Here is a 14630-nt window from a genome sequence, read left to right as displayed (position 1 = left end):
ATGGTAGAAACCCTGCTCGAAGTTCGTAATCTGAGCAAAACCTTTCGCTACCGGACGGGCTTATTCCGCCGTCAGACCGTTGAGGCCGTTAAACCCCTGAGCTTTACCCTGCGCGAGCGTCAGACGCTCGCCGTTATAGGTGAAAATGGTTCCGGTAAATCTACGCTGGCGAAGATGCTGGCCGGTATGATTGAGCCTACCAGCGGTGAGCTGCTGATTGACGATCACCCGTTAAAATATGGTGATTATTCATTCCGTAGTCAGCGTATCCGTATGATTTTCCAGGATCCGTCAACGTCGCTTAACCCACGGCAACGTATTTCGCAGATCCTCGATTTTCCGCTACGTCTGAACACCGACCTCGAGCCTGAACAGCGCCGCAAACAGATCATCGAGACCATGCGCATGGTCGGTCTGTTGCCTGACCATGTGAGTTATTACCCGCATATGCTGGCTCCGGGACAAAAACAGCGTCTGGGCCTTGCCCGAGCGCTCATTTTGCGACCCAAAGTCATTATCGCCGACGAAGCCCTGGCCTCTCTGGACATGTCGATGCGTTCGCAGCTCATCAATCTGATGCTGGAATTACAGGAAAAACAGGGGATTTCATATATCTATGTGACTCAGCACATCGGCATGATGAAGCACATCAGCGATCAGGTATTAGTCATGCACCAGGGTGAAGTGGTTGAACGCGGCAGTACAGCAGATGTTCTGGCCTCGCCGTTGCATGAGCTGACCCGTCGCCTGATTGCCGGCCATTTCGGCGAAGCGCTAACCGCTGACGCGTGGCGTAAAGATCGCTAGCAGATGCAGCCCTCCTCAACCGGAGGGCAATTTTGCAATCAGTGACAAACATTTGGTAAGAGCAGTGTATCAACCTCGCTAAACGCGACCGAAGGGAAAAGGGATCCCTGCATCACCCAAACACCAGCCGCGCCTACTTCGTCGATAAGCTGTTTGGTTTCCACGCCCTCCACCGCAATGCGGTCGCAATATTCGCGGATGTTTTTAATTAGCACCGGGAACATCGGTTTTTCAGCCTGATCCAGGAAAAAACCACGATCCAACTTCACAACATCAAAACGACCGCAAACCAGCGGACTGGCCCCAATGCTGCCGGAGCCCAGATCGCCCAGCCATAATGCGTTTGGACCGTCGCAAAGTGAATTAATCAGCAGATTATTCAGACATACGGTATTCGTCAGAAAACGCTCTGAAAGTTCTAGTGCGACAAAAGGCATGGCATGTAGCGCCGATTTGACGCTCGGGTCGCCAATTGCCAGCAGCGCCATTTCATCAATGAGGTTCAGAGTACAGAAAAGGTTGTGGCTCTCAAACCAATTACGCTTTTCGGCAATTAATCGAATTTGCTCGAGCATGAAATTACGTTTTTGTTCGCTATTCCACGCTGAAATGATGAACTCTGGATGTATCGGCGAAACCGTATCTGAAGCAAACCGGACGCTCATCTCAACACCCAGTAACGTATCAGTTGTGTCTCTCATCGGTTCCGCGATGAAATGATAGTGCATAAGACCACTCCAATTGATCATAACTTCCTGATAATGCACTTTTAATCACAATCAATCAATAATATCGATCAATGAATCAATATCGATCGATAAAAACAATATATCATAACGAACTGAATACGGTCATATTTTTTGTTTTAAGAAAGTTCCTACATTGCTATGTTTTAAAACATAAGCTAGCAGTTAATAATACCATTGAGATGCCTTTAAAGCCTTGTATTTTCTCCATCCCCCCGCGCTTCGCAGAATGAATGAGACTTAACCAGCGAAGTGTTATAACCCTCATGTGTAATGAAAAGTGATTATCAGTAAGGGATGATAACTATTCTACAAGGCACAAAGAGTGGGATATAATTGCTGCCCCATTTCGAACCACCTTCAAATTGTGATCATAACTCATTGATTGCTAAAAATAAGCAATGACCATAAGGATTAAAGCTATGGGTTTTCTTTCCGGTAAGCGCATTCTGGTAACGGGTCTTGCCAGCAAACTGTCCATCGCCTGGGGTATCGCTCAGGCCATGCATCGCGAAGGGGCTGAACTGGCGTTCACCTACCAGAATGACAAACTAAAAGGCCGCGTCGAAGAATTTGCAGCTCAACTGGGTTCCAGCATCGTACTGCAGTGTGATGTGGCGGAAGACGCCAGCATTGATGCACTGTTTACCGAACTGGGCAAAGCCTGGCCGAAATTCGACGGTTTCGTGCACTCCATTGGTTTTGCGCCCGCAGACCAACTGGATGGCGACTATGTGAATGCAGTCACCCGCGAAGGCTTCAAAATTGCTCATGACATCAGTGCTTACAGCTTTGTGGCGATGGCAAAAGCCTGCCGTTCCATGCTGAACCCAGGCTCAGCGCTGCTGACGCTATCCTATCTGGGCGCAGAGCGCGCCATCCCTAACTACAACGTGATGGGCCTGGCAAAAGCCTCACTGGAAGCGAACGTCCGCTATATGGCTAATGCGATGGGTCCTGAAGGCGTGCGTGTGAACGCTATTTCCGCCGGTCCTATCCGTACACTCGCCGCTTCCGGCATTAAAGATTTCCGTAAAATGCTGGCGCATTGTGAAGCGGTTACGCCGATTCGCCGCACTGTAACCATTGAAGATGTGGGTAACTCCGCAGCATTTTTGTGTTCCGATCTCGCTGCCGGCATCTCGGGTGAAGTCGTTCACGTCGATGGTGGCTTCAGTATCGCGGCAATGAACGAGCTGGAACTGAAATAATCGTAAGTCTTCTATGGGCGGTCTTGCCCCGCCCATGACTCTCCTCTGCCCGTCGCCATATATGCTTTTCTGATATTTATTATCACGGAACAATCTTTCATCCCCTCTTCTGCTTACGTCAGGATATTGCAGCGCAAACGATCCGGCGTAGTAGTAGACGACGTGTCCGGGTCGCCACTTTTTAGACCAAGGACCGCCCATGGAACAACGCCGAATTGAAGGCAAAAGCCACTGGTATCATGAGACGCAATCCAGCAAGCATCCGCAAGATATTCTGCCGCTGGTGCCGGAAGCCGCTCATGTCGACGACTGCTTTTTACTGGATCTGGCGATACCTGATGACGCCCTTTTGCCTTTTCAATCCTGGTTAATCCCTGCCCGTAAACTTGCCCAGGTTCTCTTCCCGGTTCACGTAAACCTGAATCAGATGCACACATTCAGCGCCTATGAACGGATGAGTACGGCGCTTACCGTCGCTCAGGTGTATGGCGTCCAGCGATTGTGCAATCACTATGCCGCGCGGTTAACACCGCTTCCTGGTCCTGACTCGTCACGGGAAAGTAACCATCGGCTGGCGCAAATTACCCAATATGCTCGCCAACTTGCCAGCTCTCCTGACGTGATAGGCGCACGCGATCGCCAGCATCTGGATGCGGTCGGGCTGACCACCAGCGATAGTATTTTGATGAATCAAATTATCGGCTTCGTCGGTTTTCAGGCCCGGACCGTGGCCCTGTTTCAGGCCTGGTTTGGACATCCGGTACGCCGAATACCGGTGCTGGATATACAGCAATTCGCTCACGCTTCGTCATTTAGTGCAACAAACGCTACCTGGCACGCTGCGCCATTCCCAATCGAAAAATATCCTGATCAGGACGAGACGACGGCCAGACATTTTCCCGATGAACTGCAAGCGTTGGTGCCATTACTGATTCATTCACCAGTCATTTTGGATTTATTCACGACACTGATTTCCAGTACCCGGCGCAGCGCTGTGCCGGTGCGGGCATTTTCACTGGCGGCGCTAATGACGTCACGGATTAACGGCAGCGTGGCCTGCTTTAATGAACAGGCACATACAGCCAATGAATTAGCCAACGTTATCGCCCTGCTTCGCCAGGAGGAACGTGAATTACAGCGTTGGGAACAGCGACATCCGGTTGAGCGCGTCACCCTGCAGGCGGTACAATGGTTAACCCGAGCGCCCGACCGTTTTAGCGCCGCGCTGTTAACCCCTTTGTTCGATCAGGGCATCTCTTCTGAACAAGCGATTAACCTGCTGGCCTGGAGCGGATTGTGCGGATGGTTGAATCGCTTGAAAATCGCGCTGGGCGAGACTTATTAACCGATCCACTTACTGAAAGAGCGCTTGCCGCAACTGAGAGAATCGCGTAAAACTGTCAGCCGCTCTTTTAGCCACGAAAATAGACAATTATGCTTCAGGACAACCCGCTGCTAGCGCAGCTTAAACAGCAACTGCATTCCCAGACGCCACGTGCTGAAGGGGTGGTAAAAGCCACGGAAAAAGGCTTTGGCTTCCTGGAAGTCGATGCACAAAAAAGCTATTTCATTCCACCGCCGCAGATGAAAAAAGTGATGCATGGCGACCGCATTGTTGCGGTTATCCATACAGAAAAAGATCGTGAATCTGCCGAGCCGGAAGAACTGATCGAACCCTTCCTGACGCGCTTCGTGGGTAAAGTTCAGGGCAAAAATGATCGTCTGTCCATTGTGCCGGATCATCCGTTACTGAAAGAAGCGATCCCTTGCCGTGCCGCCCGCGGCGTTGAGCACGACTTTAAAGAAGGTGACTGGGCCGTCGCTGAAATGCGCCGCCACCCGCTGAAAGGCGATCGCACCTTCTATGCCGAGTTAACCCAATTTATCACTTTTGCTGATGACCACTTTGTCCCGTGGTGGGTCACGCTGGCACGCCATAATCTCGAAAAAGAAGCGCCGGACGGTGTGGCAACTGAGATGCTGGATGAAGGTCTGGTTCGTCAGGACTTAACCGCCCTCAACTTTGTCACCATCGACAGCGCCAGCACCGAAGATATGGACGATGCGCTGTATGCTGAAGAGCTGGCCGACGGCAAACTGCAATTAACTGTCGCCATTGCTGACCCTACGGCCTGGATTGCAGAAGGCAGCAAGCTGGATAAAACGGCAAAAATTCGCGCGTTTACTAACTATCTGCCGGGGTTCAATATCCCGATGCTACCACGCGAACTGTCTGACGATCTGTGCTCTTTACGCGCGAACGAAGTGCGTCCGGTTCTGGCTTGTCGTATGACCATCGCCGCGGATGGCGCGATTGAAGACAACATCACCTTCTTCGCAGCGACGATTGAGTCGAAAGCGAAGCTGGTCTACGACAACGTCTCCGACTGGCTGGAAGGTGCCGGTGACTGGCAGCCTGCAAATGACGCGATTGCTGAACAAATCCGTCTGCTACACCGTATTTGCCTGAGCCGCGGTGAATGGCGTCATAACCATGCTCTGGTATTTAAAGATCGCCCGGATTACCGTTTTGTTCTTGGTGAAAAAGGTGAAGTCCTGGACATCGTCGCTGAGCCACGCCGCATCGCAAACCGAATCGTGGAAGAATCCATGATTGCGGCAAACATTTGCGCCGCCCGCGTGCTTCGCGACAAGCTCGGCTTCGGTATTTATAACGTCCATATGGGATTCGACCCGGCCAACGCCGACGCTCTGGCCGCGCTGCTAAAAACCCATGGTATGCACGTTGATGCCGAGGAAGTCCTGACGCTGGAAGGTTTCTGCAAACTGCGCCGCGAGCTGGATGCGCAGCCTTCTGGTTTCCTCGACAGCCGAATTCGCCGCTTCCAGTCTTACGCTGAAATCAGTATCGAGCCAGGGCCGCACTTTGGGCTGGGTCTGGAGGCTTATGCCACCTGGACCTCTCCTATTCGTAAATATGGCGATATGATTAACCACCGCCTGCTTAAGGCCGTCATCAAAGGTGAAACCATTACCCGCCCTGGGGATGATACCACGGTGCAAATGGCGGAACGTCGTCGCCTGAACCGGATGGCTGAGCGTGATGTGGGCGACTGGTTATACGCCCGTTTCCTGAGTGACAAAGCCGGGACCGATACCCGCTTTGCGGCCGAGATAATTGACGTCAGCCGCGGCGGTATGCGCGTACGTTTAGTTGATAATGGCGCAGTCGCATTTATTCCTGCCCCATTCCTGCACGCCGTTCGGGACGAGCTGGTATGCAGCCAGGAAAGCGGCACGGTGCAAATCAAAGGTGAAGTGGTTTACAAAGTCACGGATGTGATTGACGTAACCATCGCCGAAGTTCGCATGGAAACCCGCAGCGTTATCGCGCGTCCAGCCGCGTAACACGTATCAATCCAGCGACCTTTCTCATTTTGTGAAAGGTCGTTTCTTTTTCCCGCCCAAATTCCCACCACCGCACTACACTTCTTTCATTCGGTCAATTTTATTTTTTTACTTTTTTCAGTTCCGCTGGCTTTGCTTTTTACGGATTCTGGATTAAACATAAATATATAAAAAAAACAATACGTTCAGCCATAATCACCACGAATGAATCATGGCTACCCATACTTTTGAGGCTCTATGCGCTTTAAACGGGATAGTACACATGATGAAAGACGTCCGGGAGCTGGTTACGTTGTATAGCTATGTGGGCACTCATAACCCCTACTGGCGTTTGTCAGAGGATTGCAACATCCTGCATTTCTCTATCGACGAAGCGTCAGAAGCTGATCAGACCATCGAATTATTACCTGAACAAGCCGATCGCATTCGCGAGATGACGGTGATCACGTCAAGTCTGTTAATGACGTTGCCCATTGAAGATGACGACATTCCCGTGCATCTGGTCGGTCGAAAAATCAATAAGCGCGAATGGGCTGGTAGCGCATCCGCCTGGGATGACACCCCCTCCGTCGCCCGCGATCTGGCCCACGGCCTCTCTTTTGCCGAACAAGTCGTTTCCGAAGCCAATTCCGTTATTGTCATTCTTGACCGCATGGGCAACATTCAGCGGTTTAATCGCCTGTGCGAAGAGTACACCGGCCTCAAAGAACGTGAAGTCATTGGTCAAAGTGTATTCACATTATTTATGAGCCGTCGTGAAGCAGCGGCTTCACGGCGCAATATTGAGGTCTTTTTTCGCGAAGGTAACTCGTATGAGGTTGAACGCTGGGTCAAGACCTGCAAAGGCCAGCGTCTGTTTCTGTTTCGCAATAAATTTGTGCATAACGGTAGCGGCAAAAACGAAATTTTTCTGATCTGTTCCGGGACCGATATCACTGAAGAACGCCGCGCGCAGGAACGACTGCGGGTGTTGGCGAATACCGACTCCATCACAGGATTACCAAACCGCAACGCAATTCATGAACTGATCAGCAATGCGATTGAGAACGCGGGCGATACGCAGGTCGGTATTGCGTACCTCGATCTGGATAACTTCAAAAAGGTAAACGATGCCTACGGGCATATGTTTGGCGATCAGCTACTACAAAGCGTGTCGCTGGCAATCCTCAGTTGCCTCGAAGACAACCAGATCCTGGCGCGATTTGGCGGCGATGAATTCATTGTTCTTGCCACCGAAACATCCCAGGGCACACTGGAAGCCACCGCATCACGCATTCTGACGCGCCTGCGCCAGCCCTTCCGCATCGGTCTGATTGAAGTCTATACCGGATGCTCTATTGGTATATCCCTCGCGCCTCAGCATGGTCAGGACTGCGAGAGCGTCATTCGTAACGCGGATACAGCCATGTACACCGCGAAAGAAGGTGGCCGTGGGCAGTTTTGTGTTTTTTCTCCGGAAATGAATCAGCGAGTATTTGAATATCTGTGGCTGGATACTAATCTGCGTAAGGCGCTGGATAACGATCAACTGGTTATCCATTATCAGCCAAAGATAACTTGGCGCGGTGAAGTGCGCAGCCTGGAGGCGCTGGTTCGCTGGCAATCTCCGGAACGCGGCCTCATTCCACCGCTGGAGTTTATCTCCTACGCCGAAGAATCGGGGCTCATCGTCCCGCTGGGGCGTTGGGTTATTCTCGACGTTGTGCGCCAGGTCGCGAAATGGCGCGACAAGGGAATAAACCTGCGCGTGGCGGTAAACGTTTCTGCCCGCCAGCTCGCCGACCAGACGCTGTTTACCGCACTTAAGCAGGTGCTTCACGAGCTCAACTTTGAGTATTGCCCCATCGATGTTGAATTAACGGAAAGCAGTTTGATAGAAAATGAGCAACTGGCGTTGTCAGTCATTCAGCAGTTTAGCCAGTTAGGAGCGCAAATCCATTTGGATGATTTTGGTACCGGTTATTCGTCGCTGTCTCAACTGGCCCGCTTCCCGCTAGATGCCATTAAACTGGATCAGACCTTTGTCAGAGAGATCCACAAACAACCTATTTCACAATCGCTGGTACGGGCCATAGTTGCGGTAGCACAGGCGCTCAACCTGCAGGTCATCGCCGAAGGCGTGGAAAGCGCGAAAGAGGATGCGTTTCTGACCAAAAATGGCGTCAATGAGCGTCAGGGGTTTTTATTCGCCAAACCAATGCCAGCCGCCGCATTTGAACGTTGGTATCGCCGCCACCTGAGTAAAAAACTGCGCTAATGCAGAGAGAATGAAGGCGATAAATAGCCATAAATGGACATTACATGACGACGCTATCCGCATGTAATCACAGAATATATAATATTCTTCAATCGTTCAGGTTAATACTATTTTTCCCTTCTCTTTTGCCATGAAATTCTGCATCATGAAATTCAAACTCTATTGCCATTAGGATGACGACCATGTCTGATATCGACGCTCAGCGTCTGGCCGAACGTATTGATACCGTGCTGGATATCCTCGTTGCAGGTGATTACCACTCAGCCATCCACAATCTTGAAATTTTGAAAGCTGAACTGTTAAACACGGTCAAAGAAGATGCCGAATCTTTGGCGAAAAAGCAGAAGGCACCATGGGAGATCTGATGACAGTGATCTTTTGATGTCGCTGCTATCAGCAAACTGCAGAGAATGCAGTTTCCGTTTAATTTCCGATACGATATCGCAATAAAATTAATACTATGAATTCCCGACAACAATCTATTTTGCAGATGGTGACCGATAAAGGTCAGATGAGCGTCGCCGATCTGGCAAAAGTCACCGGTGTCTCCGAAGTGACGATTCGACAGGATCTGAACACGCTGGAAAAACAGAGTTACTTACGCCGAGCCCACGGTTTTGCTGTTTCATTGAACAGCGATGATGTTGAAACGCGCATGATGACCAATTTCACTCTGAAACGTGAACTGGCTGAATTCGCTGCATCTCTGGTCAGTCCAGGCGAATCCGTATTCATTGAGAATGGCAGCAGCAATGCACTTCTGGCCAGAACGCTGGCAGAGCAAAAAGATGTCACCATCATCACCGTGAGCAGCTACATTGCTCATCTGCTCAAAGAAACGCCCTGTGAAGTGATACTTCTCGGTGGAATTTACCAGAAAAAAAGTGAGAGCATGGTCGGCCCCTTAACTCGCCAGTTTATCCAGCAGGTACACTTCAGTAAGGCCTTTATCGGCATTGACGGCTGGCAAGCTGATACCGGTTTTACCGGACGCGATATGATGCGTTCTGACGTGGTTAACGCGGTGCTGGAAAAAGGCGCAGAAGTTATTGTGTTGACCGACAGCTCAAAATTCGACGCCATTCACCCTTACACGCTGGGTCCATTAGAGCGATTCAGCCGCGTAGTAACGGACTCCAGACTCAGCGCCAGCGTACAAATGCAGCTCGAACATTCAGGATTAATCGTCAATATCATTGATGCCCACGCATAAAATCTTCAGTAGATGGTTTGTCAGCAGACAAATCATCTGCTCTCTGAGAGTTATCTGACAATCCAATTAAGACTTTTTACCTGTCGTTAACAGGATAAAGTCGTAAAATTAATGTTAGCGATATAACAGGAACGAACCTCCAACTTCAGGATAGTGTTTGTAATGCCTTCGCTAAACGGTTTCACGGAAATATCTTCGATAGTCTTAATTTGACGCTATCCTTAAAGAACACTGGATTCCGTGAATCAATAATTCAGGAGAAAGTATTATGTTAGTAACGAGCAAAAAAATGACCGCTGCCATTCTGGCGATTACTCTGGCAATGTCGCTGAGTGCCTGCTCTAACTGGTCCAAACGAGATCGTAACACCGCAATCGGTGCTGGTGCAGGTGCAATAGGTGGTGCAGTCCTGACTGACGGCAGCACGCTGGGTACGCTGGGTGGTGCTGCAGTAGGTGGTATTATTGGCCACCAGGTGGGTAAATAATCTACGGTTAAACGGCTCGATATAATAATACGTTTACTTTTTCAGGTCTGTATTATTAAAAAGCCACGGAAAGTTTCCGTGGCTTTTTTATTAACCGCCAGCCAGTTTAACTTTCATTCCTTTAGCTTCCAGCAGCGATTTAATCAGGTCGCGCTTATCCCCCTGAATTTCAATCACGCCATCTTTCACTGCTCCACCGCAACCACACTTTTTCTTCAGTTTTGCGGCTAATTTGGTCAGTTCGGCATCGTCTTGATCAATACCGGTAATCAGGCACACGCCCTTCCCTTTGCGACCACTGGTCTGGCGCTGGATACGAACAATGCCATCGCCTTTTGGGCGCTCAGGCGCTGTTTTCGGTTCATCAATACGCCCGGAGTCGGTAGAGTAGACCAGACGAGAGTTTGAGTCGTTCATTTACGCACCTCGTTTCAGGGAAGCATTGATCATCTTCAGCGTCTGCGCGGGATCGGCCGACTGGGTGACCGGACGACCAATCACCATGTAATCCACACCTGCTAACTGCGCCTGTTCCGGTGTCATAATACGACGCTGATCGCCCGCCTCGCTGCCTTCTGGACGAATCCCCGGCGTCACCAGCTTAAATGCCTGGCCCAACGCCTGCTTGAATCGCACCGCTTCCTGAGCTGAGCATACGACACCGTCCAGACCACAATTCTGGGTTAAGCGCGCCAGTCTTTCAGCATAATCTGCAGGTGACAACGTCACGCCGAGATCGGCGAGGTCGCTGGCTTCCATACTGGTCAGAACCGTCACGGCAATCAGCAGCGGCGCGTCCTGGCCAAAAGGCACTAAGGCTTCACGGGCTGCAGTCATCATACGCACCCCGCCAGAAGCGTGAACGTTAACCATCCAGACGCCAAGTTCGGCAGCAGCGGCAACTGCATGCGCGGTGGTATTGGGAATATCATGAAATTTCAAATCAAGAAAGATGTCAAAACCACGCTGTTGTAGATCGCGAACCAACTGAGGCCCAAAAAGCGTGAACATCTCTTTGCCCACTTTCAAACGGCAATCACGAGGATCAATTCTGTCGACAAAAGCTAATGCTTTATCACGATTAGAATAATCGAGAGCGACAACGACAGGAGAATCGGTAACAGCACGAGAAGAAGATGAAGCAGTAAACGTCATGACCAGACCTTCTTGAGGATGGGCGCCCACGGCGGCGCGAAATGGGTAAACGGCGTGCATTCTACCTGCGGTAATAGAAAATTAACAGGCGCGATTACATTTCTGCCAGGCGAACCGGCAACGGAGGTTGAGGATGGATCTATTACACCCCAACAGTATGTTGTAACTAAAATGAGATTTTTTAAAAAATTACAGCCCATCAAGTCCGCGAATGGGCTTAATGGTTGACCATGAACGGCAGGATGGACAGTGCCAGTACAGCGTATACGCCGTAAAACCGCACTTCTGGCAGCTGTAACGCGGTTTACTACGTACCTGCTCTCCGACCATATCGCGCAGAACCATCAGGCTCTCTTTGGCACGCCCTTCTTCGGCTTCGTGGAGATGATAATCCATCAGCTTGTGGAACACGCGCATCGTAGGATGACGTTGCAGCTGACGAGTGATATAGACCTGAGCGGTATCAGCCCCCTCACGCGCCTCAAGAATATCAGCCAGCATCAGTTCGGCGGCGGCACCAGTATTTTCCTCAACGGCCCGACGTAAAAACTCCGCCCACTCATCGTTTTTCCCCAGATGCTGGTAGCAGCTTTGCAGCATTTCCAACGTTTCGCTGACCAGCTCTTTATCCTGGGAAATGACCCGTTGCAGGCTTTCAACCGCCTTCGCGTAATCACCTTTTTCCATGTACACGCGACCCATCATGATGGATACCCGTGCACTGTTTTTGTCTGCCGCCGCGCCTTTTTTCAACAGCGTCATGGCGCGATCCATATCGTCGCTACCCATTTGCTGTAAGGCCAGTTCGCAGTAGAAGTGGGCTATCTCATTACGCTGTTTGTCTTTGCCGAGTTTTACCAGACGCTCTGCTACATCAATGGCTTTTTGCCATTCGCTGGTGGCCTGATAAATTTGCAACAGTTGCTGTAATGCGCCAACCCGAAAATCAGTTTCATCGGTAAGCTGATTGAACATGTCTTCCGCGCGGTCGTACAGTCCCGCGGCCATGTAGTCGCGCCCCAGCTGTTGCACGGCCAGCAAACGTTGCTCGTAGGTCAGCGAGGCACTTTCCATTAACGTTTGATGGATGCGGATTGCGCGATCGACTTCACCGCGAGAGCGGAACAGGTTTCCGAGGGTGAGATGAGCCTCAACGGTGCCTGTGTCCTCTTTTAGCATATCAAGGAACAGATCCACCGCTTTATCTTGTTGATTGCTCAGGAGGAAGTTAACCCCGGCGACATAGTCACGAGAAAGACGGTTAGCTTCATCCTGCTTGGTTTGTTGCGCACTTCTGCGACCCATATACCACCCATAGGCAGCGGCTACAGGTAAAAGCAGAAACAACAACTCCAACATAAATAATTATTCCTTCACAACCGACGAATCGGCAGATACCGCAACGTCGGTCGCAGGCGCAAGCTGGTTTTCCAGTCGTTTGATTTTACGTTCGGCGCGCGCAAGAGACACACGAACCTTCAGCCAGAAAAGGCCGCAAATTAGCCAACCAATCGCAAACCCTGCGGCAAACAATACAGCAAGCAGCGTAGAGATACGATACTCACCCTGAGCCAGCAGGTAATTAAACGTAACCTGTTGATCGTTTTGCGCACCCAATGTCACCGAAATAACAAAAATCGCCAACACCAGTAAGAAAATGAGTAAATATTTCACATTACTTCCCGTTATGTGGTTTGAGCGAATAAATCGTGTCCAACTTACCGCGTTGAGCCCTTTAAATTACCATTTTCACAACGAGTGCGAAACGGAAAAGCGCTTTCCACTTTATGATTTAAGGGCAAAATTTGAAAAATCAATCATCGCTAGCTTTCTTGTTCTCGCTGCGCGATTTCTTTTTTCTCCTGCACTGGTGGGGTTAATGGTCCGCATACCCGCTGTGCAAACCAGGTTGCCAGCGTCACCAGCAGCCACGAAATCAGCGTTGCCACCACCAAATCACGGGGCCAGTGCATGCCTAACAGCAAGCGGCTGCCCATCACGCCGGTCGCCCAGATCAGCAAAAACACAATCGTCAGCGTACGTCTGCGCGGCCATAACAGCCCTACGCCCAGTAAAGCCCAACTGGCGGCAAACATCGTATGTCCGGACGGAAAGGCAAACCCCGTTTCTTTTTGCCAGTGCTTGCGTAAAAACGTTGGAATATCCTGCTGTTCGGCCAATTGTTCTTTGACTAAATGCCCACGATCTTTACGTTTTAAAGTGTAGAACTCATCAACCGGAATATGGTGCGTTTTTTCCAGCCACACGACAAAAGGTCGCGGTTCTTGCACCCTGTCTTTTACCCAGGACTTCACGCCCTGTCCCACTAAAATCGCCGCTGCCAGAATAGCAAACAACATTATCGCGGCTTTAAGACGAAAACGCAGGCACCACAGAAACCATGCACAAAGCGCAACGTGAGTGATAATTCCCCACGGCTGCGTCACCGTTTCCGTTACCCAGTACAAGGATTTTAACCACCAGACATTGTGCCCCGGCTGCCAGCTCCAGCCTGATACCCATACGGCAACCGGCATGATAAGTAGCAGTCCGGTCCCCACTGCGGTGCGCTTTGCAATAGACAGCATTGCCTCTCCTTTCGTCGATAAGTATCACAATCATAACTGAAAAATTCACACGTCGGGAAAATTGACAATTTTGTGCCATTCCAAAAGCGAATCCGTGGTCGCGATTAGGTGAACGTCGTTGCCTTATGGCAAAATAGTGTAATACAGAACAGAAGCCGACAGGCGAAGGCACGACGAGTGCCAGCATAATCTGGAGAATTACATGCAGCTTAAACGTGTGGCAGAAGCCAAACTGCCAACCCCCTGGGGTGATTTCCTGATGGTGGGATTTGAAGAACTGGCAACCGGACACGATCATGTCGCACTGGTTTTTGGTGATATAACAGGCCAAACACCTGTCCTGGCGCGCGTCCACTCCGAATGTTTGACTGGTGATGCGCTGTTTAGCCTGCGTTGCGATTGCGGTTTCCAGCTCGAAGCGGCCCTCACCCACATTGCAGAAGAAGGGCGTGGTATTCTGCTTTATCACCGTCAGGAAGGACGCAACATTGGCCTGCTCAACAAAATCCGCGCTTACGCGTTGCAGGACCAGGGTTATGATACCGTTGAAGCGAATCATCAGTTGGGATTTGCGGCAGACGAGCGCGATTTCACGCTGTGTGCCGATATGTTCAAGCTGCTGGGCGTGGATGCGGTACGTTTGCTGACCAATAACCCGAAGAAAGTAGAAATCCTGACCGAAGCGGGAATCAATATTGTTGAACGCGTACCGCTGATCGTGGGCCGTAATCCAAAAAATGAACATTATCTGGACACCAAAGCCGCCAAGATGGGACATTTGCTGGGCAAATAATCGT

Annotated in this window: 15 protein-coding genes; 9 read left to right on the top strand and 6 right to left on the bottom strand. The window is 50.5% G+C overall.

The features are described 5' to 3' along the window. Positions 1 to 807, top strand: coding sequence for a peptide ABC transporter ATP-binding protein SapF (gene sapF, locus HV311_RS11230; protein ID WP_016153235.1), 807 nt, complete (start codon positions 1 to 3; stop codon positions 805 to 807). A 38-nt stretch (positions 808 to 845) separates the two neighbouring features. On the opposite strand, the gene HV311_RS11225 is transcribed toward sapF, so the two are convergent. Continuing rightward, positions 846 to 1535, bottom strand: coding sequence for an EAL domain-containing protein (locus HV311_RS11225; RefSeq protein WP_047500365.1), 690 nt, complete (start codon positions 1533 to 1535; stop codon positions 846 to 848). A gap of 440 nt (positions 1536 to 1975) precedes the next feature. Between HV311_RS11225 and fabI the strand changes: the two genes are divergently transcribed. The 7 genes from fabI (at position 1976) to osmB (ending at position 10090) form a co-directional block, all read left to right on the top strand. Continuing rightward, on the top strand, positions 1976 to 2764 hold the full coding sequence (gene fabI / locus HV311_RS11220) for an enoyl-ACP reductase FabI (RefSeq protein WP_016156642.1): 789 nt from the start codon (positions 1976 to 1978) through the stop codon (positions 2762 to 2764). Positions 2765 to 2963: 199 nt separating this feature from the next. Continuing rightward, a complete protein-coding gene (locus HV311_RS11215; RefSeq protein ID WP_181635414.1) occupies positions 2964 to 4109 on the top strand; it encodes a carboxymuconolactone decarboxylase family protein in 1146 nt (381 codons plus the stop codon). Between the two features lie 89 nt (positions 4110 to 4198). After that, positions 4199 to 6133, top strand: a complete 1935-nt coding sequence (locus HV311_RS11210; RefSeq protein ID WP_181635413.1) for an exoribonuclease II — start codon at positions 4199 to 4201, stop codon at positions 6131 to 6133. Positions 6134 to 6398: 265 nt separating this feature from the next. Continuing rightward, the gene (gene pdeR / locus HV311_RS11205) at positions 6399 to 8390 is read left to right on the top strand and encodes a cyclic di-GMP phosphodiesterase (RefSeq protein WP_049282554.1); all 1992 of its coding nucleotides are present in this window, start codon (positions 6399 to 6401) and stop codon (positions 8388 to 8390) included. Between the two features lie 182 nt (positions 8391 to 8572). Continuing rightward, entirely contained in the window at positions 8573 to 8755 is a 183-nt protein-coding gene (locus HV311_RS11200) for a YciZ family protein (RefSeq protein WP_016153241.1), read from the top strand. A gap of 95 nt (positions 8756 to 8850) precedes the next feature. Further along, the gene (gene yciT / locus HV311_RS11195) at positions 8851 to 9603 is read left to right on the top strand and encodes a DNA-binding transcriptional regulator YciT (RefSeq protein ID WP_016153242.1); all 753 of its coding nucleotides are present in this window, start codon (positions 8851 to 8853) and stop codon (positions 9601 to 9603) included. Positions 9604 to 9871: 268 nt separating this feature from the next. Next, positions 9872 to 10090 (top strand): osmotically-inducible lipoprotein OsmB, encoded by a 219-nt coding sequence (gene osmB, locus HV311_RS11190; RefSeq protein WP_003020583.1) that lies wholly within the window; start codon positions 9872 to 9874, stop codon positions 10088 to 10090. Between the two features lie 90 nt (positions 10091 to 10180). On the opposite strand, the gene yciH is transcribed toward osmB, so the two are convergent. The 5 genes from yciH to pgpB form a co-directional block, all read right to left on the bottom strand. After that, positions 10181 to 10507: a stress response translation initiation inhibitor YciH gene (gene yciH, locus HV311_RS11185; protein ID WP_191221094.1), complete on the bottom strand. Its 327-nt coding sequence runs from the start codon at positions 10505 to 10507 to the stop codon at positions 10181 to 10183. Next, the gene (gene pyrF, locus HV311_RS11180; RefSeq protein WP_181635472.1) at positions 10508 to 11245 is read right to left on the bottom strand and encodes an orotidine-5'-phosphate decarboxylase; all 738 of its coding nucleotides are present in this window, start codon (positions 11243 to 11245) and stop codon (positions 10508 to 10510) included. Positions 11246 to 11434: 189 nt separating this feature from the next. Then, positions 11435 to 12604, bottom strand: coding sequence for a lipopolysaccharide assembly protein LapB (gene lapB, locus HV311_RS11175; protein WP_047417273.1), 1170 nt, complete (start codon positions 12602 to 12604; stop codon positions 11435 to 11437). Between the two features lie 6 nt (positions 12605 to 12610). Then, complete coding sequence (locus HV311_RS11170) at positions 12611 to 12919, bottom strand: LapA family protein (protein ID WP_006684318.1); 309 nt, start codon at positions 12917 to 12919, stop codon at positions 12611 to 12613. Positions 12920 to 13068: 149 nt separating this feature from the next. Next, complete coding sequence (pgpB, locus tag HV311_RS11165; RefSeq protein WP_181635412.1) at positions 13069 to 13833, bottom strand: phosphatidylglycerophosphatase B; 765 nt, start codon at positions 13831 to 13833, stop codon at positions 13069 to 13071. 202 nt (positions 13834 to 14035) lie between these two features. Here pgpB and ribA point away from each other — a divergent pair, with 202 nt between their 5' ends. Beyond that, positions 14036 to 14626, top strand: coding sequence for a GTP cyclohydrolase II (ribA, locus tag HV311_RS11160; RefSeq protein ID WP_016153247.1), 591 nt, complete (start codon positions 14036 to 14038; stop codon positions 14624 to 14626). Positions 14627 to 14630: the final 4 nt, after the last annotated feature.

It is taken from the genome of Citrobacter sp. RHBSTW-00881, from assembly GCF_013728515.1.
In the GTDB taxonomy this organism is placed as follows: domain Bacteria; phylum Pseudomonadota; class Gammaproteobacteria; order Enterobacterales; family Enterobacteriaceae; genus Citrobacter; species Citrobacter braakii.
The sequence above is the reverse complement of the archived record's forward strand: the minus strand, read 5'-3'. Positions and strand labels throughout refer to the sequence as shown.

What these genes read in the sequence shown, in the direction of transcription:
- sapF (WP_016153235.1), top strand. Translation starts at nt 1, where the DNA reads ATGGTAGAAACCCTGCTCGAAGTTCGTAATCTGAGCAAAACCTTTCGC.
- HV311_RS11225 (WP_047500365.1), bottom strand. Translation starts at nt 1,535, where the DNA reads ATGCACTATCATTTCATCGCGGAACCGATGAGAGACACAACTGATACG.
- fabI (WP_016156642.1), top strand. Translation starts at nt 1,976, where the DNA reads ATGGGTTTTCTTTCCGGTAAGCGCATTCTGGTAACGGGTCTTGCCAGC.
- HV311_RS11215 (WP_181635414.1), top strand. Translation starts at nt 2,964, where the DNA reads ATGGAACAACGCCGAATTGAAGGCAAAAGCCACTGGTATCATGAGACG.
- HV311_RS11210 (WP_181635413.1), top strand. Translation starts at nt 4,199, where the DNA reads ATGCTTCAGGACAACCCGCTGCTAGCGCAGCTTAAACAGCAACTGCAT.
- pdeR (WP_049282554.1), top strand. Translation starts at nt 6,399, where the DNA reads ATGAAAGACGTCCGGGAGCTGGTTACGTTGTATAGCTATGTGGGCACT.
- HV311_RS11200 (WP_016153241.1), top strand. Translation starts at nt 8,573, where the DNA reads ATGTCTGATATCGACGCTCAGCGTCTGGCCGAACGTATTGATACCGTG.
- yciT (WP_016153242.1), top strand. Translation starts at nt 8,851, where the DNA reads ATGAATTCCCGACAACAATCTATTTTGCAGATGGTGACCGATAAAGGT.
- osmB (WP_003020583.1), top strand. Translation starts at nt 9,872, where the DNA reads ATGTTAGTAACGAGCAAAAAAATGACCGCTGCCATTCTGGCGATTACT.
- yciH (WP_191221094.1), bottom strand. Translation starts at nt 10,507, where the DNA reads ATGAACGACTCAAACTCTCGTCTGGTCTACTCTACCGACTCCGGGCGT.
- pyrF (WP_181635472.1), bottom strand. Translation starts at nt 11,245, where the DNA reads ATGACGTTTACTGCTTCATCTTCTTCTCGTGCTGTTACCGATTCTCCT.
- lapB (WP_047417273.1), bottom strand. Translation starts at nt 12,604, where the DNA reads ATGTTGGAGTTGTTGTTTCTGCTTTTACCTGTAGCCGCTGCCTATGGG.
- pgpB (WP_181635412.1), bottom strand. Translation starts at nt 13,833, where the DNA reads ATGCTGTCTATTGCAAAGCGCACCGCAGTGGGGACCGGACTGCTACTT.
- ribA (WP_016153247.1), top strand. Translation starts at nt 14,036, where the DNA reads ATGCAGCTTAAACGTGTGGCAGAAGCCAAACTGCCAACCCCCTGGGGT.